General features: G+C 62.0%; 23 protein-coding genes and 3 pseudogenes. 14 read left to right on the top strand and 12 right to left on the bottom strand.

Annotated elements, in window-relative coordinates; all coding sequences use genetic code 11:
- Positions 1 to 9 precede the first annotated feature (9 nt).
- From F9288_RS00785 to F9288_RS00775, 3 genes are all read right to left on the bottom strand, one after another.
- The gene (locus F9288_RS00785; RefSeq protein ID WP_174834865.1) at positions 10 to 2061 is read right to left on the bottom strand and encodes a S9 family peptidase; all 2052 of its coding nucleotides are present in this window, start codon (positions 2059 to 2061) and stop codon (positions 10 to 12) included.
- 91 nt (positions 2062 to 2152) lie between these two features.
- A complete protein-coding gene (locus tag F9288_RS00780; RefSeq protein WP_254621017.1) occupies positions 2153 to 3415 on the bottom strand; it encodes an MFS transporter in 1263 nt (420 codons plus the stop codon).
- 60 nt (positions 3416 to 3475) lie between these two features.
- Positions 3476 to 4990 carry a UxaA family hydrolase gene (locus F9288_RS00775; RefSeq protein ID WP_174834864.1) on the bottom strand — a complete coding sequence of 505 codons (1515 nt, stop codon included), beginning with the start codon at positions 4988 to 4990 and terminating at the stop codon, positions 3476 to 3478.
- An 86-nt stretch (positions 4991 to 5076) separates the two neighbouring features.
- Here F9288_RS00775 and uxaC point away from each other — a divergent pair, with 86 nt between their 5' ends.
- A complete protein-coding gene (gene uxaC / locus F9288_RS00770; protein ID WP_174834863.1) occupies positions 5077 to 6519 on the top strand; it encodes a glucuronate isomerase in 1443 nt (480 codons plus the stop codon).
- Positions 6516 to 7949 carry a mannitol dehydrogenase family protein gene (locus F9288_RS00765; protein ID WP_254621016.1) on the top strand — a complete coding sequence of 478 codons (1434 nt, stop codon included), beginning with the start codon at positions 6516 to 6518 and terminating at the stop codon, positions 7947 to 7949. The genes uxaC and F9288_RS00765 overlap by 4 nt, the downstream gene beginning before the upstream one ends.
- Here the strand turns inward: F9288_RS00765 and F9288_RS00760 are convergent.
- Complete coding sequence (locus F9288_RS00760) at positions 7927 to 9018, bottom strand: LacI family DNA-binding transcriptional regulator (protein WP_174834862.1); 1092 nt, start codon at positions 9016 to 9018, stop codon at positions 7927 to 7929. The genes F9288_RS00765 and F9288_RS00760 overlap by 23 nt on opposite strands.
- A 198-nt stretch (positions 9019 to 9216) precedes the next feature.
- On the opposite strand from F9288_RS00760, the pseudogene F9288_RS00755 reads away from it, so the two are divergent.
- Together F9288_RS00755 and F9288_RS00750 are read left to right on the top strand one after the other, a co-directional pair.
- Positions 9217 to 9723: pseudogene (locus F9288_RS00755) on the top strand (IS21 family transposase); the annotation flags it as partial.
- Positions 9724 to 10060: 337 nt separating this feature from the next.
- Positions 10061 to 10201, top strand: a complete 141-nt coding sequence (locus tag F9288_RS00750; RefSeq protein WP_302675327.1) for an ATP-binding protein — start codon at positions 10061 to 10063, stop codon at positions 10199 to 10201.
- Positions 10202 to 10365: 164 nt separating this feature from the next.
- On the opposite strand, the pseudogene F9288_RS21975 reads toward F9288_RS00750, so the two are convergent.
- Positions 10366 to 10479: pseudogene (locus F9288_RS21975) on the bottom strand (integrase core domain-containing protein); the annotation flags it as partial.
- A gap of 241 nt (positions 10480 to 10720) precedes the next feature.
- Between F9288_RS21975 and F9288_RS00740 the strand changes: the two are divergent.
- On the top strand, positions 10721 to 11941 hold the full coding sequence (locus F9288_RS00740; RefSeq protein ID WP_217482562.1) for an IS110 family transposase: 1221 nt from the start codon (positions 10721 to 10723) through the stop codon (positions 11939 to 11941).
- 20 nt (positions 11942 to 11961) lie between these two features.
- On the opposite strand, the pseudogene F9288_RS00735 reads toward F9288_RS00740, so the two are convergent.
- Together F9288_RS00735 and F9288_RS00730 are read right to left on the bottom strand one after the other, a co-directional pair.
- A pseudogene (locus F9288_RS00735) lies at positions 11962 to 12087 on the bottom strand (IS3 family transposase); the annotation flags it as partial.
- A gap of 157 nt (positions 12088 to 12244) precedes the next feature.
- Entirely contained in the window at positions 12245 to 12934 is a 690-nt protein-coding gene (locus F9288_RS00730; RefSeq protein ID WP_174834860.1) for a MerR family transcriptional regulator, read from the bottom strand.
- A gap of 139 nt (positions 12935 to 13073) precedes the next feature.
- On the opposite strand from F9288_RS00730, the gene F9288_RS00725 reads away from it, so the two are divergent.
- Positions 13074 to 14339 carry a cytochrome P450 gene (locus tag F9288_RS00725; protein WP_174834859.1) on the top strand — a complete coding sequence of 422 codons (1266 nt, stop codon included), beginning with the start codon at positions 13074 to 13076 and terminating at the stop codon, positions 14337 to 14339.
- 9 nt (positions 14340 to 14348) lie between these two features.
- On the top strand, positions 14349 to 14666 hold the full coding sequence (locus F9288_RS00720) for a 2Fe-2S iron-sulfur cluster-binding protein (RefSeq protein ID WP_174834858.1): 318 nt from the start codon (positions 14349 to 14351) through the stop codon (positions 14664 to 14666).
- 75 nt (positions 14667 to 14741) lie between these two features.
- Here F9288_RS00720 and ribB read toward each other — a convergent pair whose 3' ends face one another.
- Together ribB and F9288_RS00710 are read right to left on the bottom strand one after the other, a co-directional pair.
- On the bottom strand, positions 14742 to 15863 hold the full coding sequence (gene ribB / locus F9288_RS00715) for a 3,4-dihydroxy-2-butanone-4-phosphate synthase (protein WP_174834857.1): 1122 nt from the start codon (positions 15861 to 15863) through the stop codon (positions 14742 to 14744).
- Positions 15860 to 16561 carry a DUF2889 domain-containing protein gene (locus tag F9288_RS00710; RefSeq protein ID WP_254621169.1) on the bottom strand — a complete coding sequence of 234 codons (702 nt, stop codon included), beginning with the start codon at positions 16559 to 16561 and terminating at the stop codon, positions 15860 to 15862. The genes ribB and F9288_RS00710 overlap by 4 nt, the downstream gene beginning before the upstream one ends.
- Positions 16562 to 16766: 205 nt before the next feature.
- On the opposite strand from F9288_RS00710, the gene F9288_RS00705 reads away from it, so the two are divergent.
- Positions 16767 to 17474, top strand: coding sequence for a TetR/AcrR family transcriptional regulator (locus F9288_RS00705; RefSeq protein WP_174834855.1), 708 nt, complete (start codon positions 16767 to 16769; stop codon positions 17472 to 17474).
- Between the two features lie 95 nt (positions 17475 to 17569).
- Here the strand turns inward: F9288_RS00705 and F9288_RS00700 are convergent, their stop codons facing one another.
- Entirely contained in the window at positions 17570 to 18721 is a 1152-nt protein-coding gene (locus F9288_RS00700) for an LLM class flavin-dependent oxidoreductase (RefSeq protein WP_174834854.1), read from the bottom strand.
- A 108-nt stretch (positions 18722 to 18829) separates the two neighbouring features.
- Here F9288_RS00700 and F9288_RS00695 point away from each other — a divergent pair, with 108 nt between their 5' ends.
- Complete coding sequence (locus tag F9288_RS00695) at positions 18830 to 19474, top strand: TetR/AcrR family transcriptional regulator (protein WP_254621015.1); 645 nt, start codon at positions 18830 to 18832, stop codon at positions 19472 to 19474.
- Here the strand turns inward: F9288_RS00695 and F9288_RS00690 are convergent.
- Together F9288_RS00690 and F9288_RS00685 are read right to left on the bottom strand one after the other, a co-directional pair.
- Positions 19464 to 19868: a nuclear transport factor 2 family protein gene (locus F9288_RS00690; RefSeq protein WP_174834852.1), complete on the bottom strand. Its 405-nt coding sequence runs from the start codon at positions 19866 to 19868 to the stop codon at positions 19464 to 19466. The two genes, F9288_RS00695 and F9288_RS00690, sit on opposite strands and share 11 nt — an antisense overlap.
- Complete coding sequence (locus F9288_RS00685; RefSeq protein ID WP_174834851.1) at positions 19865 to 21469, bottom strand: class I adenylate-forming enzyme family protein; 1605 nt, start codon at positions 21467 to 21469, stop codon at positions 19865 to 19867. The genes F9288_RS00690 and F9288_RS00685 overlap by 4 nt, the downstream gene beginning before the upstream one ends.
- A gap of 185 nt (positions 21470 to 21654) precedes the next feature.
- On the opposite strand from F9288_RS00685, the gene F9288_RS00680 reads away from it, so the two are divergent.
- The 5 genes from F9288_RS00680 (at position 21655) to F9288_RS00660 (ending at position 26480) form a co-directional block, all read left to right on the top strand.
- Positions 21655 to 22809 carry an LLM class flavin-dependent oxidoreductase gene (locus F9288_RS00680; protein WP_174834850.1) on the top strand — a complete coding sequence of 385 codons (1155 nt, stop codon included), beginning with the start codon at positions 21655 to 21657 and terminating at the stop codon, positions 22807 to 22809.
- A gap of 53 nt (positions 22810 to 22862) precedes the next feature.
- A complete protein-coding gene (locus F9288_RS00675; RefSeq protein ID WP_254621014.1) occupies positions 22863 to 23975 on the top strand; it encodes an LLM class flavin-dependent oxidoreductase in 1113 nt (370 codons plus the stop codon).
- Positions 23976 to 24034: 59 nt separating this feature from the next.
- Positions 24035 to 25126 (top strand): zinc-binding dehydrogenase, encoded by a 1092-nt coding sequence (locus tag F9288_RS00670; RefSeq protein WP_174834849.1) that lies wholly within the window; start codon positions 24035 to 24037, stop codon positions 25124 to 25126.
- A gap of 39 nt (positions 25127 to 25165) precedes the next feature.
- On the top strand, positions 25166 to 25678 hold the full coding sequence (locus F9288_RS00665) for an SDR family NAD(P)-dependent oxidoreductase (protein ID WP_254621013.1): 513 nt from the start codon (positions 25166 to 25168) through the stop codon (positions 25676 to 25678).
- Between the two features lie 44 nt (positions 25679 to 25722).
- Positions 25723 to 26480, top strand: a protein-coding gene (locus F9288_RS00660; protein ID WP_174834848.1) for an IS5 family transposase whose coding sequence is annotated in 2 segments (ribosomal slippage) — positions 25723 to 26056 and positions 26056 to 26480 — 759 coding nt in all. Because the reading frame shifts where the segments join, the coding sequence is not laid out codon by codon here.
- Positions 26481 to 26503 lie beyond the last annotated feature (23 nt).

The raw sequence follows: 26503 nt of genomic DNA, 5'->3' as shown, positions 1-26503 counted from the left end.
CATCCATATTCATGGCATTATCTTGATGTTATTCGGAATCTTTCCCACGAATTTCCGAAATTCATTGATAGAAATGGGATTTCCGCCGGCATCTGTAGGATTTTTTATTTCTACAGATCTTGGAAAAACGGCCTTCACCAACACAGGAATATCGTAGAAGCGGAGCGCTCCGGGAACGGTCACTTCTGCCAAGTTCTTCTGGATTGGCGCAGTCACCGCGGCGCGCCAGGAAACCAATCCGTTTTCTAGAGATAAGGCGCTGACTCGGTCGTCCAAAACGGCGGCGTGCAGAGCGGCGACGGTGGCGGCGCCGCTTGCCATGATCCGCACTTCGCGGTGACCCTGGCTGGCCAGCCAATCGACCGTCTGCAGGATGTCTTCCGCCGTGATTCCGGGCAGCGTCTTGCCGACGAGGATTGCGCGCAAGGCGAGTATGTTCTTCCCGCCGGCCAGGCCGGATCTGTTCGCCTCTGGATTGTCGGCGCCGCGGGCCTGCAGCGCGAGAACCGTCCAGCCGGCCTGGGCCAGCTCCTTGACCCGCGGCATCTGTTCCTCGACCTTTGCATCGCCGATGAGGATCACCGCTCTCGATCCCGGTCCCGGTCCGGATGCCGGTGCTGCCTTCAAGGCCGGAAATTCGCCGAGACGCGACGCGAAACGGATGCGCTCCACGCCGTAGCTCGCCGACGGATCCGCGAGTTGGACCTTGGGCACGGTCGCGCTCCGGTCGCGAACCTCGATTCCCGCCAAGTTTCGGATCCGGTCCCTGAGCCTGGCGACGTTCTTGCCGTCGTCGAAAACCCGGGGATCGAAACCGACGGCGCGCAGCCTCTCGCGATTGATCGACTGAATCGTGACGTCGCCGATCTTTCCCGTGACTTGCCCGGTCGGGGTGACCTGACGAGGGGCGGCGGGGCCGACGGGATCAGCGGAAGCGCCTCCCGCCTTTGGCGGCACATTGAAAGCGCCGGCGAAGAACTCCCCGATTTCGTCATGCAAGGGGATCACATTGCCATGGGGTCCCGGCCCTACGATCCATTGCAAGGAATCCGGTTTGCCCAGCAGCGACCAGAATTGCCGCGCCTCGACATAGGCCGCGGCGGCTCCCTGGATCGGAAAGAAGTCCTCCGTTGTGGACACGATCGCATAGGGCTTGGGCGCTGCGAGCTCCACCCAGTCGGGAAGATCGAACCCTTCGACGACGAAGCGCTGGATGCTCTGCTCGGCTTCCTGGGGTCCGATGAGCGGAATCGAACTTTCGTAGTCGGTTACCCAGCAGGCCACCGCGGCCGCCTTGACCCGGCTGTCGAGGGCGGCGAGATAGCCTGCGATCGTTCCGCCGCCCGAGCATCCGTAGGTCGCCATCCGTTCCGGATCGATGTCGTCGCGCGTGCCCAGATAATCGAGAGCCCGCATCGCGTCGTTGATGAAATAGCGGGCTAGGTTGTCCCCGAGCAGCATGACCGGAAAAGCGTCCATGCTGTGTTCGAGCGTGGGCTTGCCGACGACCGACCCGCCTTTTCCATCGGGATACTGCAGCCGCTCGCCTTCGCCGACAAAGTCGATCGCCAAAACCGCAAAGCCACGGCCGACCATTTCGACGGCGAAGGGCGCCAGCCATTCCTTCCCGTTTTCGCTATGCCCGGGGAGAGCCAGGACGACCGGAACCCTCCGATTGTCGGCAGGCCGGTAGAAATTGGCAGCAACTTTCAGTCCGGGCAGGCTTTCGAAGACGATATTCTCGCCGCGAAGCCCCGGGCCCTCGAAGCGACCGGTCACGATCGCATTGAGCGGTGCCTTTCGGTCCGGCAGCCCACCCATCAGCGCCAGAAGCCGCATGCGGACCGCTTCTTGTCGGGCACGTGCCTTCTCGGCGCTGTCGATCGCCTTTACGGTTTCGGCGCGCGCGTTCAGCGATTGGCGAGCAATGCTGTCCAGTGCGGTTATAAACGCCTTGTAGTCCGCTTGTGATTCCGAAGGAGCGGACGCAGTCGTGCTTTCGGCCGGCACGGCCAGCAGGAAAGGCAGAACGGCCGCCAGGAGCCCGAATTTTCCATTCATCCCTTTCCTCCCTGGCGAACGGGCGTTCTCGCTACGACACATGCGGCGTCGTCGCGGACAGCGGGCCTCCGGCCGCGCAATTTGAGGCGTCTTATTCACCTGCCAGGGACCTGTTGGCGCTGATCGTCGGCACGAGCAGGTGAATGATCAGCAGGGCGATGAGATAGACGCTCCCGGCGACGACAAAGATCGGTCCGTAGTTCCCGAAAGTACTCAGGACGAAACCCGTATAGGTTGCGATCATCATTCCGCCGATGCCGCCTGCGGCACCGCCCAGACCGATGACCGTGCCGATCGCGCCCCGCGGGAACATGTCCGAGGGCAGGGTGAACAGATTGGCCGACCAGGCTTGGTGGCCGGCGGCCGCGACGCTGATGATGGCGACGGCACCCCAAAGACTGTCGATATATTGCGCGAAGAAGATCGGCGTGATCGCGAGCGCGCAGATCAGCATTGCGATCTTGCGCGCACGATTGACCGGTGCTCCTCTACGCATGAGCGTCGACGAGACCCAGCCGCCTGCGACGCTGCCCAGGTCCGACATCAGGTAAATAACGAGCAGCGGAGGGCCGAAGCTCAGCAAGTCCAGGCCGTGACGGCGTGACAGGAAATCCGGCAGCCAGAACAGAAAAAGCCACCAGATCGGGTCGGTCAGCAGCTTGGCGATAGCGAAGGCCCAGGTCTCACGCTGCCTCAGTAAAGTGGCATAGCGCGGCGAAGGCTGTTGCGCGGTGATTGCTGCGCGCGCGGCCGCATCGGGTGGAAGCCGATACATCACGAACCACGCCACGAGCCAGGCCAAGCTGGCAATTCCCGTTATGACGAATGCCGCCCTCCAGCCGTAGGTGACGACGAGTATCGGCACAAGAAACGGTGTCACGATAGCGCCTACATTGGCGCCGGCATTGAAGATGCCAGTCGCGAGGGCGCGCTCGCGCGGAGGAAACCAATCTGCGATCGCCTTTAGGCCGGCTGGAAAATTGCCCGATTCTCCAAGCCCCAGCAAGACGCGCGCAGCACTGAAGCCGGCCACCGAACCCGCGGCGCCGTGGAGGATGTGCGCCAGCGTCCAGATTACGAAAGCGGCGGCGTACCCGACCTTGGCGCCGATGCGATCCACCAGTCTTCCGAAGCCGATATAACCCACGGTATAGGCCGCTTGGAACCAGAAGATAATTCCCGCGAAATCTTTATCATTCCAGGATAATTCCGTTTGCAATGTCGGCTTTAGAATACCGATCATTTGCCTATCAATATAATTGATAGCTGTCGCGAGGAACAGCAACAAACAAATCACCCAACGGTATTTCCCTCTGCCGTATATTTCGCCGAATTTTGGAACATTATTTGCCACACCATGTTTCCTCTCCTGGCAAAGGCGCGAATTTTTCCGCCGCCCGGCAACACACGTTTTCTATAGGGTCACGCCTCTTTTCCAGATGCCTATCGATCTTTCCTCATTGACTTCATTCCGAGCGCCTTCGCCGCTCGCGGTTCTCAGGACGAGATCGAGCAAATTCTCGGCGGCAGCAGCAATGCCGATCTCGAACGATTGACTTGCATCGAAATCGATCCACCCAGGCTTTCGGGTCGCCAATGCGTTGTTCGAGGCGATCTTCAGCGTCGGCACTGGACTGCCCGCCGGCGTACCGCGGCCCGTCGAAAAAAGAATCAGCGTCGCGCCCGCTGCTGCGAGCGCCGTCGTCGATACCGCATCATTGCCCGGAGCCTCGAGCAGGGTCAGGCCCGGTCGCCGAAGCTGGCCGCCATAGTCGATGACGTCCGTCAACGTCGCGACGCCGCCCTTTTGTATCGCGCCGAGCGATTTTTCCTCAAGAGTTGTGATGCCGCCCGCGATATTGCCGGGACTTGGGTTCTCTGAGACAGGCTCGCCATGCTCGACGAAATACCGCTTGAACCGATTGACCACTTCAACGAGCCGGTCGAAGGTCGCGCGGCCGTCGGCCCGCGCCATCAACAGTTGCTCCGCCCCGAATGTTTCCGGAATCTCGGTGAGAAGGGCGGACCCACCCGCCGCCGTAACGGCATCGACCACACGGCCGATCACGGGGTTGGCGGTCAATCCGCTCATGCCGTCCGAGCCGCCGCATTTCACCCCGATGCGCAACGTCGAAAGAGGGAATTTTTCCCGCTTGTCGTTCTTTGCCAGCGCAAGCAATTTGCCGAGCTCAGCCATGCCGGCGGCGAACTCATCTTCCGCATCCTGCGCAAGCAGCGCCCTTACCCGATCGCGTCGAGGGAGCGGAATTCGCGCCAGCAATGCATCGAGCCGGTTGGACTCGCAACCCAGTCCGATCACCAGCACGCCGGCCGCATTCGGGTTCTGCGCGAGCGCCGCCAGCAATGCCGACGTTGCCTCGAGGTCGGCCCCGAGCTGCGAACAGCCATAGGGGTGATTGAACGCATATATGCCATCCGTCCCCTCCGCTGCCGTCGCCGACGCCGCCGCGGCGAGCCGCTCGGCCAAGCGGCCGACACAACCGACCGTCGGGATGATCCAGATTTCATTCCGCGTACCGACCGTTCCGTCACGCCGTCTAAAACCCATGAAATTCAGGCGATTATGAATGACGGTCTGTGGTGCGCGCGTGCGCGGCCGATAGGCATAGTCCAGCTCCCCCGAAAGCGCGGTTCGCAGATTATGAGAATGGACATGCTCGCCCGGCGCGATCGCACGCGTCGCAAGGCCGATCGACTCCCGATAGCGATGCACTCGGTCCCCGGGCGCGATAGCTTTCAATGCAAACTTGTGACCCGAAGGAATTGGCTGGCGCAGGGTCACTCCCCCGTCTCCAACCCTAACCACATACCCCTGCTCCAGATCGCGCAGGGCGACAGCGACGTCGTCCTCCGCGGCAATACGGAGGAAAGCAGGAATTTCATGTTCAGCGGTTTCGATCTCGCCCATGATGATTCGGATATCAGATTGCCAGCGCTGGCACAATATGCTTAGTCCGCACGACCGGGAAATCTGGAACAAGTACAGAGGAAAAAATGGCATCTTTGATGGTTCATCCCGACCGACTGTTTCCCGCCGACAACAGCACCCGATCAATCGCGAAGCGCCTTTATGCGGAGGTCGGGTGCTTGCCAATCATCAGTCCCCACGGCCACACCGATCCGGCCTGGTTTGCCAGCGACCAAGCATGGAATAACGCGACCGATCTGCTTCTGGCGCCAGATCATTATCTCTATCGCATGCTTTACAGTCATGGCATTCGCCTCGATTCGCTTTGCGTTCCGACACGGGACGGGGTTCCCGCCACCGACCCTCGGGACGCTTGGCGCATCTTCGCTCAGCATCAGCATCTATTTCATGGGACACCCTCGCGATTGTGGCTCGACCATGTGTTTTCCGAAGTGTTCGGCATGGATGTCGCACTCGAGGCGGCGACCGCGGACCGGTATTACGACACGATTGGCGAGGCGCTGGCGACGCCGGCATTTCGTCCTCGCGCATTGTTCGAGCGGTTCGGTATAGAATTGCTGGCGACGACCGAAGGTGCGGACGACGACCTTGCCCATCATGCCGCCATCCGCCGATCGGGCTGGCAAGGTCGCGTGGTCACCACATACCGCCCCGACTCAGTGATCGATCCCGAGCATGAGTCCTTCGAAGAAGCGCTTAAGCGACTGGGCGAACTGACCGGCGAGGATATCTATTCCTGGGCTGGCTATCTTGCCGCGCACCGCAAGCGCCGCGCCGATTTTCGCGCCGCGGGTGCGACTGCCACCGATCACGGCTTCGCCACGGCGCAGACTGCCAACCTATCTTCTCGCGAATCCGAGGCGCTTTTCGGTCGAATCGTCCAGGGCACCTGGGATTCGGCCGACGCCGAAATGTTCCGTGCTCAGATGCTGACCGAGATGGCCAAGATGTCGATCGAGGACGGGATGGTTATGCAAATCCATCCCGGATCGCGCCGCAACCACAATGCGACGCTGTTTGCCAGCCACGGTCGAGACAAGGGTGCCGATATCCCGACGCGCACCGATTATGTGCATGCGTTGAAACCGATGCTGGACGTGGTCGGCAATGAGCGGGACCTGACGATCGTTCTCTTTACCTTGGATGAGTCCACCTATGCGCGTGAGTTGGCACCCCTTGCGGGGCATTATCCCTGTCTCAAGCTCGGTCCGGCATGGTGGTTTCACGACAGCCCGGAAGGCATGCGCCGTTTTCGCGAAATGACGACCGAAACGGCGGGCTTCCATAACACCGTCGGCTTCAATGACGATACGCGCGCATTCCTCTCGATCCCGGCACGCCACGATGTCGCGCGGCGGGTGGATTGCGGCTTCCTCGCCCACCTCGTCGCCGAACATCGTCTTGGCGAAGATTGCGCTCTCGAACTCGCCCACGACCTTGCCTATCGTCTGGTACGCCGCACCTATCGGATCGATGCGGATGAATACGCAGCCCTAGGGGTGGCATGATGGCCGAACATCCGCGTCTATCGAACACGACGATGAGGCTGTTGCCCAGCGCCGTATTCCGCCCACGCTATGACCGCGCCCAGGTGACGGCCGGAGTGCTGCATTTCGGCCCGGGAGCGTTCCACCGTGCCCATCAGGCGGCGGCGTTCGATACCGTGCTGCATCATGACCCGGCCTGGGGCATCGCGGCCGTTGGCATCAATTCGGCGCGCGTGGCCGAGGCCCTCCGGCCGCAAGACGGCCTCTATACTCTGACGCAGCTCGATCAGACGCCGGATGTGCGCGTGATCGGTTCGATCAAGCAGATCCTTACCACGAACGACCAAGCGGCGATCGTTGGCTACATGGCCTCACCCGAGACAAGGCTCATAACCTGCACGGTCACCGAGAAAGGCTATTGCCTGGACGAAACCGGGCAACTCGACTGGACCAATCCGGCGATCCGCCGCGACTTGGCGAGCAATAGTCCCCCGAGTTCTGTAATAGCCTGGATTGTTACCGGCTTGGCCGCGCGGCGCGCGGCGGGCAGCGGGCCCATAGCGATCATGTCGTGTGACAATCTTTCCGAAAATGGGCGCAAGCTTGCTGGCGCGGTGCGAAGTTTTGCGGAGCGCTCCGACCCGGATCTTGCGCGGTGGATCGAGGACGAGGTTCGATTTCCTTCGACCATGGTGGATTCGATCACCCCCGCGACCGATGACCTTTTGCGTAGACGCGTTGTCGAGGCGACGGGGCTTGCCGACGCCTGGCCCATTCAGCGCGAACGATTTTCGCAATGGGTCATCGAGGACTCCTTTGGCTCGGGCCGCCCGCCTCTCGACCTCGCCGGCGCAACCTTTGCCGGCGATGTGCGTGCATTCGAAACGGCCAAGCTGAGGCTGCTGAACGGCGCGCACTCGACTCTCGCCTATATCGGCCTGCTTCTGCGGTATTCCACTGTGGTGCAGGCCATGGCGGATCCGCAGCTCGCGCGATTTGTCGAGGAATTGATGCGTCGCGACATAACCCCTTCGTTGCGCGTCCCCTCGAGCCTTTCGCTGCCGGCCTATATCGATGCCATCCTCGCCCGGTTTGCCAATTCCGCGATCGAACATAAGTTGTCCCAGATCGCCTGGGACGGATCGCAAAAGCTGCCCTATCGATTGCTCGACACCGTCCGGGACGCCCGACAGGAAGGCCGTCCGATCAATCGATTGGCCGTGCCGATTGCCGCCTGGTTCAGGTTTCTCGCCTCCATGAGGACGCATATCGAGGATCTCGTCGATCCGTTGGCCGCGCGTTTGCTGGAGCGAGCCGACGACCCGGCGGCTTTGCTCGACCTTCGCGATGTTTTCGGCGCACTCGCACAAGACGCCGTGTTCCGTCGCGAAGTCATCGCTGCCCATTCCGCGATGGCCGATCCGCGCGCTATCGCCCGCGCCCTGGTCTAGGCGGGGTGGAAGGAACCGGGCCGGTAGACTCGCGAATTTCAATTTTCAGATCAACAGAAATATCTGTCGTCCAGACCAAGGATTGATCTTCGATCATGTCAATCAGCAGGGCTGTCGCATTGCTCGCCATGTTCAGCAAAGGGCGATGAACTGTCGTCAAGGCAGGCGTAACCATCTTGGCAATAACGCTGCCGTCAAAACCTGCAACCGACAGATCCTGCGGCACCGACAGGCCGAGTTGGGTCGCCACCTTGAGCACGGCCGCTGCCATGACATCGTTACTGGCGAAGATCGCCGTGGGCCGATTGTCGTGCGTCAGCAGGTGATGGGCCGCGCTAGTTCCGGAATCGAAGCCGTAGTCGCCCTCCACGACATGTTCAGCCGCGAGCTTGATCCTTGCCGTATGAAGCGCGCTGCGAAAACCCTGTTCGCGCTCGGTGGCCGAATGAAACGTGCGCGGTCCGGTGATAATGGCTATCCGGCGGTGCCCAAGTTCTATCAGATGGTTTCCGATGGCTTCCGCGCCTCGACGCTCGTCGGACACGAGCATGGCGGGATAGGAAGGGATGCGCACCGACGCGAGACCGACGACCGGGACCTTCATCGTCGACAGCGCTTTGGGGATCGCCGGCAGTTCTGAAACGGGTGACAGGACTATCAGGCCATCGACGCGTGAGCGGTTCACGAACGTAACGATGTCGGCGACGACGTCGTCGCTGACAAGGCCCGCAGGATGGACCACGAGTTCGTATCCACGCCGAACGCATTCGGCGACCACGCCGCGCTGGACGGCATCCAGGACCAGCGCATTGGGATCATCGTGCACCATACCGATCAACGATGACCGGCCGACAGCCAGTGCCCGCGCACGCTGGCTGGGGCTAAAACCAAGCCGTTCAATCACCTCCTCGATTTGGCGTCTTGTTTCCGCATTGACCTTCGGTGAGCGATTGAGAACCCGCGAGACGGTCCGGATCGAAACGTTCGCCGCAGCGGCCACGTCATTGATCGTCACGCCGCCTTTGCCAATGTCGCGTATGAGACTGCTATTATCTTCCTCTTTGATCATGATCGGCTCCCACTGAGTGGTCCGTGTTGATTGTTAGTGCATTGTTGCCTTGAAGCGCTTGGCTTTGATAGTCCATCTTCAGCGTGTGGATCGGCGTGCAAAAAGGGTCCCCTTGGCCGGGTGATCGGCGTCCAAAAGGGACCCCTCATTTCGATGGTTTAGACGGCGGCCCGGGTATTCTCAGGCGGCGAGATCGGGATGTTGGTGGTGGAGACGGTGGTACGGATTCGGCGTGAGTACGCCGGTGGCAAGCCGATCAAGGAGATCGCGCGGGACCTGCGGTTGTCGCGCAAGGTGATCCGCAAGGCGATCCGGTCGCCGGAAGGCGCGTTCGATTACCATCGTTCGGTGCAGCCGCTGCCGCGGATCGGGCCGTTTCAGGAGCGGCTCGATACGCTGCTGGCCGAGAACGAGGCGCGCCCGCGTCGCGATCGGCTGCGGATGACGCGTATCCATGATCTGCTGCTGCGCGAGGGCTTCGAGGGATCGTACGATGCGGTCCGGCGCTACGCCGCGCGGTGGGTCGAGGCGCGGCGCAAGGACCCCGGCGACGGCGTGGCGGCGTTCATCCCGCTGCTGTTCAGGCAGGGCGAGGCGTACCAGTTCGACTGGAGCCACGAAGACGTGGAGATCGCAGGCAAGCCGATGCGCGTGAAGGTCGCTCATGTGCGGCTGTGTGCGTCGCGGGCGGTCTATGTTCGGGCGTAGTCGTGCGGATGGGCGACGAAGTGATCGCCGATCACCCCCGGTTCTTCGGTCGCGACCGGACGATCTACGACCTCTGGCATTATCTGTCAGCGGGCGAGTAATTCTCCGCGAATATGGGTTCTCCCGCAATTTCGGTGCAAGCGTCGGGAACGAATCATGAATCTGGTTGATTCATAAAAGCTCCGTAGAAGGAGCCTGTCGAACCTTGGCCGAGCGTATCCTGCCACTCATTCCACGCCAGCTGATCGTCGAGGAGGTCATTTTCGAGACCGAGCGCATTGTCATCAATTGTCGATCGCGGTTGTCGGCGCCCCGCTGTCCAAGCTGCCGGCGCGTGTCGTCACGGATGCACAGCAGATACCAGCGACGCATCGCTGATCCCAAGATGACGACCGCACTGCTCGATCGCATCACCCACCACTGCGACATCGTCGAGACCGGCAACGACAGCTGGCGCTTCAAGAACCGCAGCTGACGCCGGAGTGAAGATCGGTTCGCGCTGCTTGCGCCTCCGGTCGGGCTACGCCCTCCCTACGCCGCAAGCAGCGCGAACGGTGCGCTCCGCATCATCGTTCGCCAGCACCATAAGGGGGGCCCTTTTGGACGCAGATCGGGGGTCCCGGTTCGACGCCTATTTACATATTCGCCTCTCCAGGCCTCGATCAGCTGCCGGGCCTGGGCGATGGTCTCGAACCAATGCACATTCAAACACTCGTCGCGCAGCGACCCGTAAAACGTCTCGATATAGGCATTATCCGGCATGATGTAGCCGGTGTCCCGGTTCCCCGACTCAAGTGGACCGTGTAGGTTCACGCGATCCGGGCCTCGGGGCACCGGAGCACGCAAGTGCGGGCAGGCCGTCGCACTGACATGAACCGCGAGTTCGAGGTCGTTATCTGGCCGCCCCTGCGACTAGCCCGGATGCGCTGCGAGCGCGGATCCGTAATTGTCGTGTTGCCCGCCGCTCCCTTTCGCACTGACCAAGGAGGGAGACATGCGCATCATTGGCATGGATATTCACCGAGTGGCTGCTGAAGTCGTATCGCTGCTGGACGGGCAGCTCCACCGCATGGGGCGCATCCCCATGGCCCGGGACAGCCTGGAAGCATTTGCCCGGAAAGAACTGACGCACGATGACCACGTGATCGTCGAGGCCACGGGCAACGCCGCGGCGGTTGCTGAGGTTCTGGCGTCACATGTCGATCGTGTTGTGATCGCCAACCCCAAGCAGGTACGGATGATCGCCCACGCCAAGATCAAGACAGATGCGATCGATGCCGCCGTATTGGCGAAGCTCTATTCCACCGGATTTCTTCCGGAAGTCTGGGTGCCGGACGAACGCACCCTTGCTTTGCGCCGACAGGTGGCGCGTCGCACGCAGCTCGTGCGACAAAGGGTTCGGCTGAAGAACCTGATCCAGTCGATTCTTCACAGCCACCTCATTCCACCTTGCCCGCACGGTAATCTGGTCGGCATCAGTGGGCGAAAATGGATCGCTGCCCAGATTGTGCCGGCCGATGAACGGGCTGCTATCGAACGCCACCTGGCGCAGATCGATTTGATCGAAAGCTCGCTCAAGGTGATAGAGGGAGAGATCGCGCACGAAGCCATGGCCGATCCAATCATCCGGCGCCTGATGACATTGCCAGGCGTGGATATGGTCGTGGCTTCCGGCGTAGCAGCTGCCATTGGCGACATCCGGCGGTTCGCGGATCCGACGAAGCTGGCGAGCTATCTCGGACTCAACCCGAGCGTCCATCAATCCGGCGAAGGACCAGCATACCACGGCAGGATCACAAAGCAGGGTCGCGGTCAGGCCCGCGGGATGCTCGTCGAAGCAGCCTGGGCGGTTGCCCGTTCACCGGGGCCGCTGGGCGCATTCTTCCAGCGCATCGCTTCGCGTCGCGGTAAGCATATCGCGGCAGTGGCAACCGCCCGGAAGCTCGCAATGATAATCTGGCACATGCTGACCAAGGGCACCGACTACATCTGGATGCGACCAGCACTCCTCGCGCGCAAATTCCGGAGCATTGAACTGCGCGCAGGGCTACCCACCAGCCATACCAAGCGCGGATCGGCCTACGACTACAACATACCCGAGAAACGAGCGGAAGAACGAGGTCGGGTTGAGGCCGCCGAACAGGAATATACTTACTTCGCATCACGATGGAGAGCGAAGCCTCGAGCCAAAAAAGCTCCGCTCCAACCAACATAGGGCTTGTCTACAACATCCGTGTCGGTCGGCTTTCCCGGTCGCGAGAAGTCGATGCGGACACCATGGTGATAGGCCCACAGATCGACCAGATGACCGGTAAATGCGCTGCCGTTGTCAGCAAACAGGTATTTCGGCGCCCGACGCTCGTCACGCCTGCTGCGCGCGGGCGATCTCTGTGTGGAGATGCGGCGTGTAAGTCGCGATATGATCGACGCGTGCCAACACGCCGCCGCCAAGAAAAAGAAGTCGGTGCGGCCTACAATTGAGATCGAGAGTCCAAAATGGCGACCAAGCGCAGAGAGGCTAATCCTGAACGTGAATGTTGCGCATGAAAGCCTTGATGCGAAGGAGGCCGAAGAAATCGAGCATCAACGGCAGGGCGACGTGCAGCATCGCTGCGCCCTGTTCATCGCTGATCTGACCCGCGCTTCCGGAAAGAAAGACTGACGCCTCATGGCGGGCGACGAGTTCCGCTGCCTCGCGATAGAAAGCGATGTTCTCCGGTGGGAAGCCGGTTTCCTCGACAAATCCGGCTTCGCGAATTCGGCCCCAAATTTCCACGAGGCGGGCATCGCCCAGGCTGAGCGACGGCCCATCAGCGGTCTCGACGATTTCCAGCATCCCCATCGCCTCGAAGGCCCGGGCGTCGCGCTCGGCCGCGGGCGTGTGCTTCTGCAGGTTGGCAAGCGAAACGACCGGCGACTGTTCGATCCCCATCCGTATCGCGAGGAGTTCGTCCAGTCGGTGATAGACAGAGGCTTCGTTTCGGCCGTGCAGTTGCTCGCCGGCCATCGCCTGTTTGATTTCGTCCAGCGTGAGCCTGTCTTGTTGCTGCAGCCTGCGCACCGCCGCGATGGCCCGGACATGATTCTCGTCATAATCGGAAGCGTTGCGCGCGCTTCTGGAAGGATCGGGCAACAGGCCCTTGCGGAACAGGATCCGGATCACCTCCCTGTTCACGCCGGTGCGTTGCTCGAGTTCGCGCATCTTCATGACAGCGTCATAGCTTGTCCGGCGCCGGGAGCAACGTTTCGTCAACGAAAGTGTTGATTTTGATTGCCGCCGCCATTTTGTGCGTGTAGCGTCCACGCATAATGAGCGGACACGAGGCCGCGCTTGCAGGAGAGATGTCATGGCGACCACGCCTGAGGAAGTCCGAGCACCCATCGAACGCAGCCGCGCGCCGCGTCCCGATCATGTGCCGCAAGATCGCGTCCGCGAAATCGACATGTATGCGCTCGACGGGATCGAGGAGGGATATCACGAGGCGTGGAAGCGTATTCAGACAGACGACATTCCTGATCTTGTTTGGACGCCCTTCACCGGCGGGCACTGGATCGCGACCAACGGCGACACGGTTCGCGAAATCTACAGCGATCCGAGCCGTTTTTCGAGCGAGGTGATCTTCCTGCCCAAGGAGGCGGGCGAGAAATATGACATGGTGCCGACCCGGATGGATCCACCGGAGCACACGCCGTATCGCAAGACGCTCGACAAGGGCCTCAATCTGGGGCGCATGCGCACGGTCGAGACCAAGGTGCGCGAGGTCGCGATCGATCTGATCGAGGGGTTCGCCGACGCCGGGAGATGCGATTTCTCCAGCGATTATGCGAATGTCTTCCCGGTCCGCGTGTTCATGGCGCTGGCCGATCTGCCGATGGAAGACGCCGCCATGCTCGGCCGCCTCGCCAAGATGATGACGCGCCCCGAAGGCAACACGCCAGAGGAGATGGCGGCGATGCTCGAGGCGGGCAATCGCGGTTTGTTCGACTATGTCGATCCGATCATTCATGCACGCCGTGGCGGCGATGGCGACGATCTTATCAGCGTCATGATCAACGCCGAGATCAACGGTGAGCAGATCACGCATGAAAAGGCGCTCGGTCTGATCGCGCTCCTGCTTCTCGCCGGGCTCGATACGGTGGTGAACTTCCTCAGCTTCATGATGATCTATCTTGCGCGCAATCCGGCGCTTGTCGCCGAACTGCGCGAGGATAATGTCAAGCTGATGCGCAGCGCGGAAGAGATGTTCCGGCGTTTTCCGGTCGTCTCAGAAGCGCGGATGGTGGCGAAGGATCAGGAATATCGCGGCCTGCAATTGAAGCGCGGCGATATGATCCTGTTGCCGACCGTGCTTCACGGCCTCGACGAAACGCAGAATCCCGATCCATGGCAGGTGAATCTGGAGCGGCGCGGAATCTCTCACACTACCTTCGGTTGGGGGCCGCATCGCTGCGCCGGCATGCATCTGGCACGGATGGAGGTCATCGTCACGCTTGAGGAATGGTTCAAGCGCATTCCCGAATTCCGTCTCGCGGACGGTGCGACGCCGGTTTACCACTCGGGGATCGTGGCGGCAGTCGATGACGTCCCGCTCGTCTGGTCGTCAAAGAACTGAGCGCCACGCATGCCAGAGATTATCGTGACGACGCGCGAGGGCGCGCGCTTGACCATTCGCCCCGACGCCGGTCTGAGCGTCATGGAAGCCATTCGAGACGCAGGCGTGGACGAACTGCTCGCATTGTGCGGCGGCTGTATCTCCTGCGCGACCTGCCATGTCCATGTCGCCCAGGAGTTCGTCGACCGCCTTCCCGTGATGAGCGCCGACGAGGACGATCTGCTGGACGCATCCTCGCACCGCACGGCCCGGTCGCGGCTCTCGTGTCAGATCATGATCGACGAGGCGCTCGACGGGCTAGAGGTAACGATCGCGCCCGAAGATTGAGCGCGGCGTTGAAGAATGGCTCGCTCGGTCGACCACGTCACTCAAGGCGTGGCCGGCCGAGCGTTTGCCGGTTCTCTAACCGACGAGTTTCATCCCGGGTTCGACCAGCGCTTGACGATTGACGACGGTGAGGCCGAACCCTTGCAGTGCGGCGAGTTTCTGCGAGCTGGAGGTCAGAAGGATCATCTCCCCAACGCCGAGGTCCCGCAGGATCTGCGCACCGATGCCATAATCGCGATACCCGTGCGTGTCCGAATACGCCTTGCGGTTGCCCTTCACCCGTTCCGAAATCGACGACGGGTTCGGATCAGTCACGAATACGGCCACCGCCGGGCCATCATGGGCGGCAAGGGCGCGGAGCGCGGCCGGCACATAGTCGCGATGCGCCGCGCGCCAGCCGAGAATATCGGCGGTGAGATCGAGTTGGTGAACGCGCACAAGCGTCGGTGCGTCTTTCTTGGGCGTGCCACGGACCAGCGCGACATGCTCGCCGCCATCGATCCGGTTGCGATAGACAACGATCCGGAAATTGCCGTGCCAGCTGTCGAACGGTGCCTCCGCGACGCGCTCGACCAGCGATTCCGTGCGGCGGCGATACGCGATCAGATCGGCGATCGTCCCGATGTTGAGGCCGTGTCGGCGGGCGAACGAGATCAGTTCGGGCAGCCGGCTCATCGTGCCGTCGTCATTCATGATCTCGCAGATGACGCCGGCCGGCGTCATGCCGGCGAGGCGCGAGATATCCACCGACGCCTCGGTATGGCCGGCGCGGACCAGGACGCCGCCGTCGCGCGCTACGAGCGGGAAGACGTGGCCGGGCGAGACGATATCGCGGTGGTCTTTCGTCGGATCGATCGCCACTGCGACGCTGTGCGCACGATCGTGTGCGGAGATGCCCGTTGTGACGCCTTGCCGTGCCTCGATCGACACGGTGAATGCGGTGCCGTGTCCGCTTTCGTTGCGCGGTGCCATCGGCGCCAGATCAAGCTGCCGGGCGCGCTCGGACGACAGTGCCAGACAGATCAGGCCGCGTGCGTGCATCGCCATGAAATTGATCGCGCTGGGCGTTGCAAACTGCGCGGGAATGATCACGTCGCCTTCATTCTCGCGATCTGGCGCATCCACCAGGATATAGGGGCGGCCGTTGCGGGCATCCTCGATGATGGTTTCGATCGAAGCGATGTCCGGATCAGTCATATCTTGGGTTCCAGTTCAAAGGCATCCGCGACATGCGCGGGAAGTTTTTGGGGTGTGACACCGTTGGTGAAATCGCGGACGAAATCCTGCGCGCCGGTCGCGGTGCGCCAATTGGCCCCCGAATAGCTGAAGCACGCGCCCTCGATCCCGCCATAGTCCCGCAGCGGGATCGGCGGCGAGGGATCCACATGATAAGGCAGCGCGCGGGCCACGAAGACACCGCGCTGGAGCATCATCGCGGCGTCGAGATCGTCGCCGGAGAATGTCTCCCGCGCCCAGCGCGTGAATTTGCCCAGCAGCGGTCGTCCGGCGAGCGGTTCGGGGGCGACGATCGTCGTGCCGCTGACAGCCCAGCGATGGACTGGCCGCGCGTTGCGGGCGATCTCGATCCATCTGGGGGTATTACCGGCGTCCGGTATGACGATGTCGTAGCACGTCGATCCGGTACGTCGATGCACGGGGCGCATCGCCGAGACCGACAGGTCGGCCAGATGGGTACAGTTTTCGGCGAACGGCAGATGCCGGCGCAGATCATTCACAGCCGCATCAAGTGGCATGCCGACAAGCGCCCGGAGCCCGTCGACCGCGCCACCGCATGGCGTCGCCGGCTGACGTGTGAAGGCGCCGCTCACGCCGGTAACCATGTGGCCGTCATGTTCGAGCACCAGCCACATCGCGTGATGCGTATCGTCGAGCATCGCGAGCACGCGCGACGGCCTGGCGACAAATTCGATCCGCCGCCGATATCGGCCGGTACCATATGCCGGGTTGGGCTGCAGGTGGTGCAGTGCCAATGTTTATCCTCTCGTTGGAGCCATCATATGGCCCCGGAGGAAACTATCAACATCTTTGTTGACGCAATTGGGGTTGCGGCTCGATGGGTTTGGTCACAAACTCGCTCGCATGACCAAGGTGAGCAACATATCGAAACGTCGGCGTTCGGCTCAGGCCGACGGGAGCGCCGACTATGCCGCCAAACGTTCCGAACTGCTGCGCATCGCGGCCCGCTTGTTCAAGGAACAGGGTTTCCAGTCGACCAAGCTTGCCGACATCGGCCGTGAGGCGGGATTGGACCGGGCAACGGTCTATTATTATGTCGGCAGCAAGGAGGAACTGTTTCACGAAACCGTCGAGGGCGCCTTCGATGCCAACATGCAAATGGCTGGCGACCTGTCGGCCGACCACAGCCTGACGTCGCTGGAGCGGCTTCGCGCCATCTTCGTGCAACTCATGGTGAGCTACGAGGAGAATTATCCGGCGACCTTCGTGTATATTCAGGAACAGATGCACCAGATCGGGGCCGAGGAGACGGCCTGGGCGCAGGAGATGATCGCGAAGACGCGGAAGTTCGATCAGATGCTGCTTGGGTTCATCCGTGGCGCGATCGAAGAGCAGGATCTGCGCGGCGACATACCCGTGCGCATCGTTGAAAACGCCCTTTTCGGGATGCTCAACTGGACCCATCGCTGGTTCGTCCCCGGTGGCGGCATGTCGGGCCAGCAGGTAGCCGAAGCTTTCTGGTCGATCTTCATCGGCGGCATGAAACCGGAGGCCGCCAGTGGGTCGGCGCTGCCGGGCAGCGAGCGCATTGCGGAAGCGCCGTCGACCTGAACCGCGTTTGAGCACGACTGGAAGCGCAAGCTTGGCGGGCAATTTCGATCTGGTGCCCCGACGCCGATCCGCCGGGGCATTCAGTTCAGTTATTATCAGGCGGCGACCTTCGCGGTACCTGACGCGCGCTCAACTGCGCCGGGGAGCTTGATCCGGGGTGCGACCTCCTTCGCCGCCAGTTCGAGTGAATGGAACCAAGGTGACGGATCGTCGTAATAATCATGGCTCTCGATCTGGAGCGTGCCCCAGCCGCCGCACTTTTCGAACAGCGTGCTGATCTTCTCGACGACGGTGTCGGGCGATCCCACCACGAAGACCTTGTCGACGAGGAATTCGAGGTCGGCCTTGAGCGGATCGATGCCGGCATCCTTGGCGAAACCATCCATCATGCCGAAGCGCCGCCAGATCGGGATCAGATAGCGGTTGAAGCAATAGCCGATCGGGCCTTCCATCACTTCCTTCTTCGCCGCAGCATCGGTATCGCCGACGAATACCGTCTGGGATACCGCGTGGCGCTGGCGATCGGGGGTAAAGCCGGCCTTGATATTGGCTTCGGCGTAGATTTCCCAATGGCGCTTCAGCGCGTCCAGCCCCGAATAGATCGAGACCGGTTTGAAATTGCGCTCGCCCGCCAGCTTCATCGACGGCGAATTGGCGCTGAATCCGGTGACCGCGAATTCGGGGAAGGATCCGCCCCAGGGTGAATAATTGGCGAGCTTGTGCTGCTCATCTTCCTCGGTCACGGCGATTTCTTCCTCGGGGAATCCCGCGTCCCAATATTTGCCTTCGAAGAAGAAGGGTTCGCGCTTCCAGATGCGCTCCATGATGTCGAGCGATTCACGCACCATTTCGTTCAGGTGCTCGGTCTTCTGGTCGTCGCCGCGGATGCCGTGCATGTAAGACGCCAGCGGGTAGGCACCGGCGCCGATCCCCATGAAATATCGCCCTTCCAGAATCTGGGAGAGCCAGCCGACCGTCATCGCCAGCTTGGTCGGGTTATGGTGCGGCAGGATGTGCGCCATCGGCGCGAACTTGATCGTCTTGGTATGCAGTGCGGAGGCCGCGATGATCAGTTCGGGGGCGGGGATATTTTCCCAGATCTGCGAGGCATGTTCGGAGATCATCATCGAGTCGAACCCGGCCTTGTCGCCCGCGATCGAGCTTTGCACGCCCCATTCGAATGTCTGTCGCGCGGTGCGGTCAGGCCGCATGTACGGGTGGAAGATCAATCCGGTCTGCATCGCCATTTCATCTCTCCTCGTGATTTTCGTGATCTAATTTACGCCATGTGGCTTAATTGACATGGGCGATCGGAGCGGTCAAGCGGGATCGCGCGGATGAATGGGAGAGCAGGAGTGGCGACGGCGCGAGCGGCAAGGTCGGACGGCAAGACCAGGCTGATCCTCGCTGCCGAGCAATTGTTCGCGAAGGGCGGGATCGACGGCGTGTCGCTACGCGAGATTGCCGCCGCGGCCGGGCAGGGTAATCACCATGCGGTTCAATATCATTTTGGTTCGCGCGAGGGCCTGGTCCATGCGATTTTCGTCCATCGCATGCAGCAGATGGAGGCGCGGCGCGGCGAGATGCTGGCGGCGGCGGAAGCGGCCGGCAGGCTCTCCGACGCGCGGGCGATCGTCGAGATTATCTTCCTGCCGCAGCTCGAGTTGCCCGGACAGCGAGATAATCACAGTTATGCCTATTTCCTGCTGCTCTATCTGCTGCGCAACGATGGACGGGACTTCGGCGACTTCGGCGCGGAATTGCCACCGAACATCGCGCGCGCGTTGCAGTTACTGCGGCAGCGGCTCGATTTCCTGCCCGAGCACATTGCGCAGCGCCGGCTGGTGACGGCCTGTTTCATGTTCCTCAACATGCTGACCGCTTATGCCGACGACCGTGTCCGGTCGTCCGACGACGAGAGCTTCGAGGACGCGGTGGACGACACACTCGGCCAGATCGTGCTGGCGACCTGTATGCCGCTTGGCTCGGCTAGGGTTTGAAGAACGTCTCCCAGGCGTGCATCGTGTCCATATATTCGCGAACGCGAAGTATCTTGTCGCCGGCGAGTTCGAACAGGAAATGATAGGATGGCGCGTAAACCCGCCCGTTCGTCATCGTCGCCAGCCCCTTGGCCTCGACCGCGACGCGGTTTCCTTCCGCGATCATGCTCGTCGGCGTGATCCGCAAAGCTCCCTCGAGATAAAGCGCGGTCGCACCGCGCAGCAGATCGCCGAAGGTCGCCTTTTCATACGTGCCGGCCATCCCATCGAGTCCGCCTGACACCCACCAGGTCGCGCCATCGGCCATGGTCGCGAGCACGCCATCGACATCGCCGCGCGAGAAGGTGGCCAGAAAATCCGCGACGACGGCCTTCGGGTCGATTCGGTCGTTCATAGCGAGAGCTCCTTCAGCCGGTCGCGCAGCGCGCGTTTGTCGATCTTGGTGGCCGACATCGGCCAGTCCGCCGCCGCCATGAAATGGATCGCGCGCGGCACCTTGTAGCTCGCGATCCGGCCCTTGCAGTGGGCGATGAGCGCGTCCGCGCTGGCGGATTGACCATCGTGCAGTTCGATGAAGGCGACGGGCACCTCGTCGAGGCGATCATCGGGCCGGCCGACCACTTCGGCGGTTTTAACCGCGGGATGGGTACACAGGAATGCTTCGACCTCGATGGCGGCGACATTCTCGCCGCCGACCTTGAGCATATCCTTGAAGCGGCCGCCGAAGATGAGATTGCCGTCTGGATCCCGCGTGTAGAGATCGCCGGTCTTGAGCCAGCCGTCCGGCGTCAGCGCCTCCGCCGTTTTCGCCGGGGCGTTCCAATAGCATTCCATGACATTATAGCCGCGGACCCAAATCTCCCCCATCGTCCCGTCGGGCAGATCGGCCTCGGTCTCCGGATCGACGATGCGCACCGCCACGCCGGGAGAGGGGCGCCCATGCTTGAGTGTCCGGTTGAGCGCGGTTTCGTCCGCATCGCACAATGCGAAAATGCCGGCGGTCTCGGTCATCCCGCACGCCTGGATGATCTCGGTACGGGCAAGGAGATCCTGCACCTCGGCGACGAGCGTCGGTGGTGCGATGATGAACAGATATTTGAGCGTCGCGAGGCGCGCCGCGTCGAAATCTGGATGGCCGATCAGCCCTTGCGCGATCGCGGAAAACCATGGCCAGGCCAGGGTGACGCCATATTGGTACATCAGCGCGAGCGCTCTGCCCGGCTCGAAATAGGTGTCGCTGAGGAACGTACCCGCGACACCCACCGACCCGACGAAGGGGGCAAGCGATCCGATATGAAAGAGCGGCCCGGCGGCCCATGTAACGTCATGCTCACCCGCGCTCAGGCGGTAGCGGGCGCGTTCGACCGGGCCTCGCGTCACCGCCTCATGGCTGAGCACGCATCCCTTCGGGTTCGCGGTCGTGCCGGAGGTATAGATGATCAGCGCCGGTTCCCGCACCCGCACGCCGCGTCGGATGGCTTCGATCGCCGAATCGGCAACGGCGGCAGCAGACGACGCGAATTCTTCGGCGCCGACAATTGTCGCGACCGCCTCACCGCGCGCGAACGCCACGAAGCGCAGCGCTGGCTGCGGCCCTTCGACGAGAATATCCGCGACGATATCCGAAAAGCGCACGGGGTCATCGGGATGGTTGCTGGTGAGCAGCGCGACGATCGCGGCGTCGCGCACGATATAGCCAAGTTCGCTCGCCTTGTGGCGTGCGTTGAGCGGTACCGCGACGCAGCCCAGCAAGGCGATGCCGAAAAGGCATTCGGCATATTCGATACAGTTTGGAATGAGGATCCCGACATGTTCACCGGGGCGCACGCCGCTGGCGTGAAGCGACCGCGCGACACGCAACGCCCCATCACGCAGGCTCTGATAGGAGCTTTCCTTTCCGGGCAGAACAAGGGCGGGTCGATCGGGGTGGCGAGCGGCTGAGCTTATCAGCAGATCCCCCAAGGTTGATACTTCGGTCGTCACCACACCCGTCATTCCACTCTCCAGTCACCGCGCCGTGATCGGCGTCGCTTCGTCTTTAGCGCATTGTTGAAAATAACCGCGAGCCAGTCAACGCATGAGTTGACAACCGCGTCCGAATCGAGTGTTTAACAGGGGTCGATCAAGTCGGCGCCCGTTTGAGGGCACTGGCCGCCGAGCCAAAAATGAGCGGAGAGGGCATGAAATTTCACCTGATGCAGACCGGCGTGGTCGGTCGTCGCAAGGAGATCGAGCAAGGCATGGCGGGGCAGCGTCCCGAGCTGTACCAGCGCTTTCTCGAGGAAGTTCGCGATTACGTGCGGCTTGCCGACGATCTCGGTTTCTACGGCTATTGCCAGCCTGAGCATCACCTTCAGATCGAGGGTTTTGAGGCGAACAACCATCCGGGCATGTTCAGCCTGTTCGTCGGCCAGCACTGCAAGCGGATGCATGCCGGCATCATGGGCTACACCATGACCACGCATAATCCGGTGCGCGTCGCGGAAGAGATCGCCACGCTCGATCATATGCTGCAAGGTCGGCTTTATTGCGGCTTTACGCGCGGATATCACGCGCGTTGGGTCGATGCTTATGGCATCAAGGAGGGCGTCGGCGCGACCACGCCCGACAATGTGAAGGCGCGCGACGAGCAGGACGCGAAGAACCGCTCGCTGTTCGAGGAAGGTGTGCGCGTCATCAAGAAGGCGTGGACCAACGACGTCTTCAGCCACAAGGGCAATAACTGGCAATTCCCGCCGGAAGGCGGTTCTGGCGGTCATCCGGCCTATGCCAAATACGGCAAGGGTCAGGACGAGAACGGCCGGGTCCGGCAGATCGGGATCGCGCCGCTGCCCTATCAGCGCCCGCATCCGCCGATCTATGGCGGGTTCGCCGCGTCGGGCCGGACGATCGATTTCTGGGCGGAGGAGGGCGGCAAGCTGATCGTCCTGTCCGACAATCTCGATTTCTGCGAAAAGCTCAACGAGCGCTACATCGCCACGGCGGCGAAGAACGATCGCCAGGTCACCAACGCGCAGGCCTCCGCCTGGGGTGGCTTCCTCATGCTCACCGATGACAAGGATCGGGCGCGGCAGCTGATGGAAGAGCATATGTGGTTCTGGGATGAATGGTTCATCCCGATGGGCCAGCGCCCGCCAAATGTGCTGATCGGCTCCGCCGACGAGATCGCCGACCAGATCGGGCGGGCGCACGACCGGCTGGGCTTCGACGAATTGTTCCTGATGTTCGGCCAGGGCCATCTCGAGCCCGAGGAAAATCAGGCCGAGCTGGAGGCATTCATCAGCAAGGTGGCGCCGCGCTTCTCCACAAAGGATGCGGCCGGCACGTTCGTCTGACCCCGGGCGCCTCGATCACGCGGCATAACGAACAGGTTTTTAGGAGAGTAGGAATGGCCATGCAGTGCGGGGTGTTCATGACCCCTTACAACCCCCCGAGCCGGACGCCACGGCAGGTGTTCGACTGGGCGCTGGACATCGCACGGATCTGTGACGAGGCGGGCTATGTCGATTTCATGATCGGCGAGCATTATACGCTGGGCTGGGAAAATATCCCGATGCCCGAGGCGATCATCGCGGCCTGCGCGCAGACTACGAAGTCGATCCGTTTCGCGCCGATGGCGCATCTGCTGCCCTATCATGATCCGGCGACGCTCGCGATCCGCATCGGTTGGCTGAGCCAGGTGATGGAGGGGCGCTATTTCCTCGGCGTTGCGCCCGGCGGCCACCACACCGACGCCATCCTGCATGGCTTCGACAATATCTTCGAACTGCCGCCGCGCCAGCTTGAGGCGCTGCACCTCATGGAGCGGGTGTGGGAGGGCAAGCCGTTCCTCGAAAAGGGAAAATATTTCCAGGCGGGCTTCCCCGGCCCCGACACCATGCCGGAATATGACGTGATCGTCGCCGATAATGGACCATATGGCGGCCGCGACAAGCTGGAAATCGCGGTCACCGGTCTGTCGATGAGTTCGTCGTCGATGAAGTTCGCCGGCGAGCGCGACTACAGCCCGATTTCCTTCTTCGGCGGTACGCCGCAGATGAAGGCGCACTGGAATACATGGGCCGATGCGATGGCGTCGATGGGACGGGTCGCGGAGCGCAGCCGCTACCGCGTGTGCCGCGACGTGTTCATCGCGGATACCGACGCGGAGGCCAAGCGGTTGTTCCTCAAGAGCGGCATGGCGCAGACCTGGGCCAAGTATCTGAAGGAAATCTACGTCAAGTTCGGTCTGTTCGACGGCATCATCCACGATTCCGGGATGGACATCACGCCGGCGCAGGTCGACGCGGATTTCCTGGCCGAGCATGTCGTGCTGTGCGGATCGCCCGAGACCGTGATCGAAAAGCTCGAAAAGCTCGCCGATCAGGTCGGCGGCTGGGGGCAGATCGTCGCCAACCAGCACGACAGCCTCGATGATCCGAAACCGTGGGAGGAATCGTTGCGGCGTTTCGCCACCGAGGTCTGCCCGAAGGTGCGGATGCCCAATCTCGAAACCGCCTGAACCAAACTATTGCGTCAGGCCGGACCATGAGTTGGTGGCGCATCCTGGGAGAGTGAAACATGTCGATCGGCCGTGCGACGGTGCTCGTCGAACCGAACAAGCTTGAGACGTGGGACGTGCCGGTCGTCGATCCCGAACCCGGCGGCGCACTGGTGAGGATCGTTGTCGGCGGTGTGTGCGGCAGCGACGTGCACATCACCACGGGTGAGGCGGGGATCATGCCGTTCCCGATCATTCTCGGCCATGAGGGCATCGGTCGAGTCGAGAAACTGGGCGGCATCGAGACGGACTATGCCGGCGTCCCGGTCAAGCCGGGCGATCTGGTCTATTGGTCGCCGATCGCAGCATGCCATCGGTGCTATTCGTGCAACGTGGTGGCTGAATCGCCGTGCGACAATTCGCGGTTCTTCGAACATGCCGAGAAGCCTAACTGGGGCAGCTACGCCGATTATGCGTGGCTGCCGAACGGGTTGGCGTTCTTCAAACTGCCCGACGACGCCGACCCGCTGGCGGTTGCCGCGTTGGGCTGCGCGCTGCCGACGGTATTGCGCGGATTCGATCGCTGCGGCCCCGTGCGGGTGGGTGAAGCGGTGGTCGTGCAGGGGGCGGGGCCGGTCGGCCTATCCGCCGTCATGGTCGCCGCGCAAGCGGGCGCGCGTGATGTCATCGTGATCGATGGTGTCGACAAACGGCTGGAAGTCGCCCGATCGCTTGGCGCGACCGCCACCATCTCGCTGCGCGACACCCCCGAAGAGCGGCGGCGCAAAGTGTACGAATTGACCGGCGCCGGCGGACCGTCGCTGGTGGTCGAGGCGGCCGGTGTCCTGCCCGCGTTCCCCGAGGGGGTTGATCTGACGGGGCCGCACGGCCGCTATGTGATCCTGGGTCTGTGGGGCGCGATCGGAACCCAGCCGATCTCGCCGCGCGACATGACGACGAAGAACATCACCGTCGCGGGCGCGAGCTTCCCCAAGCCCAAGCATTATTATGAGGCGATGCATATGGCCGCGCGATTGCAGGACAAGGTGCCGCTCGCGAGCCTCGTCACGCACCGTTTCGCGATCGAAGACGCCCAGCAGGCGCTCGATGCGGTGCACAGGGGGGAGGTGATCAAGGCGGTCATCGACCCCGAATGCGCCCGCGCGATCTGACTTTCCGTGCGATTCGCGCAACGCGCCAAGGGGTGAGAGATGGGCAATAGACTCGACGGCAAGGTCTGCATCGTCACCGGCGCGGGCAGCGGCATGGGCAGGGCCTGCGCGATCGAAATGGCCGCGCAGGGCGGTCGCGTGGTCGTCACCGATGTCAATGACGCATCCGTTCAAGAGACTTTCGCCGCGATCACGAACGCAGGCCATGAGGCTGCCGCGTTCGTCTGCAACCTGCGCCGCCCGGACGACATCAGAGGATTGATCGACTTTGCCGTCGACCGGTTCGGCGGCATCGACGTGCTGCACAATAATGCCGCGATCCACGAGACCGATCTCACCACGCAGACGTCGATCGAGGACCTGCCCGACGAGATCTGGGACATCGTCTATGAGATCAACCTGAAAGCGATCTGGCTGGCGATCAAATATGCTGTCCCGCATCTCAAACTGTCGCAGCGCGGGCCCGCGATCGTCAATGTCGCATCGACCGGCTCGTTCGTATCCTACCCGCAGGCCGGCGCCTATTGCGCGACTAGGGTCAGGACCCATTGATATGAGAAGCGCGATCTGATTCAGGCTCCGTGAGGAGACTGAGAATGAGCGACTTGTACTGGCTGACTGACGAGCAGATGGATCGTCTGCGCCCCTATTTTCCCAAGAGCCACGGCAAGCCGCGTGTTGACGATCGGCGGGTGTTGAGCGGCATCGTATTCGTGAACCGCAACGGGCTACGCTGGCGCGATGCGCCCAAGGAGTATGGCCCCCACAAGACGCTGTACAACCGGTGGAAGCGATGGGGCGATATGGGCGTGTTCCTTCGCATGATGGAAGGGCTGGCTGCTGAAGGCGCCGAACCAGCGACGATCATGATTGATGCGACCTATTTGAAGGCGCACCGCACAGCTTCGAGCCTGCGGGTTAAAAAGGGGATCTCGGGCGCCTGATCGGCCGCACCAAGGGCGGCATGAACACCAAGCTTCACGCCGTCACCGACGCCAACGGCCGCCCGCTCAGCTTCTTCATGACCGCCGGGCAGATCAGCGACTACACCGGAGCTACGGCTCTGTTGGACGACCTGCCCAAAGCGAAATGGCTGCTGGGTGACCGCGGCTATGACGCCGACTGGTTCAGAGAGGCTTTGCAGGCGAAGGGCATCAAGCCCTGCATTCCGGGCCGCAAATCTCGGCTGCAGCCCGTCAAATACGACAAGCGCCGGTACAGACGCCGTAACCGCATCGAGATCATGTTCGGCCGCCTCAAGGACTGGCGGCGCGTCGCCACACGCTACGACCGGTGCCCGCGGGTGTTCTTCTCTGCCATCGCACTCGCAGCCACCGTCATCTTCTGGCTCTGATCAACGAGTCCTGACCCTAAGGG

Source organism: Sphingomonas sp. CL5.1 (genome assembly GCF_013344685.1).
GTDB lineage: Bacteria > Pseudomonadota > Alphaproteobacteria > Sphingomonadales > Sphingomonadaceae > Sphingomonas.
This window is presented reverse-complemented; position numbering and strand designations above follow the sequence as displayed.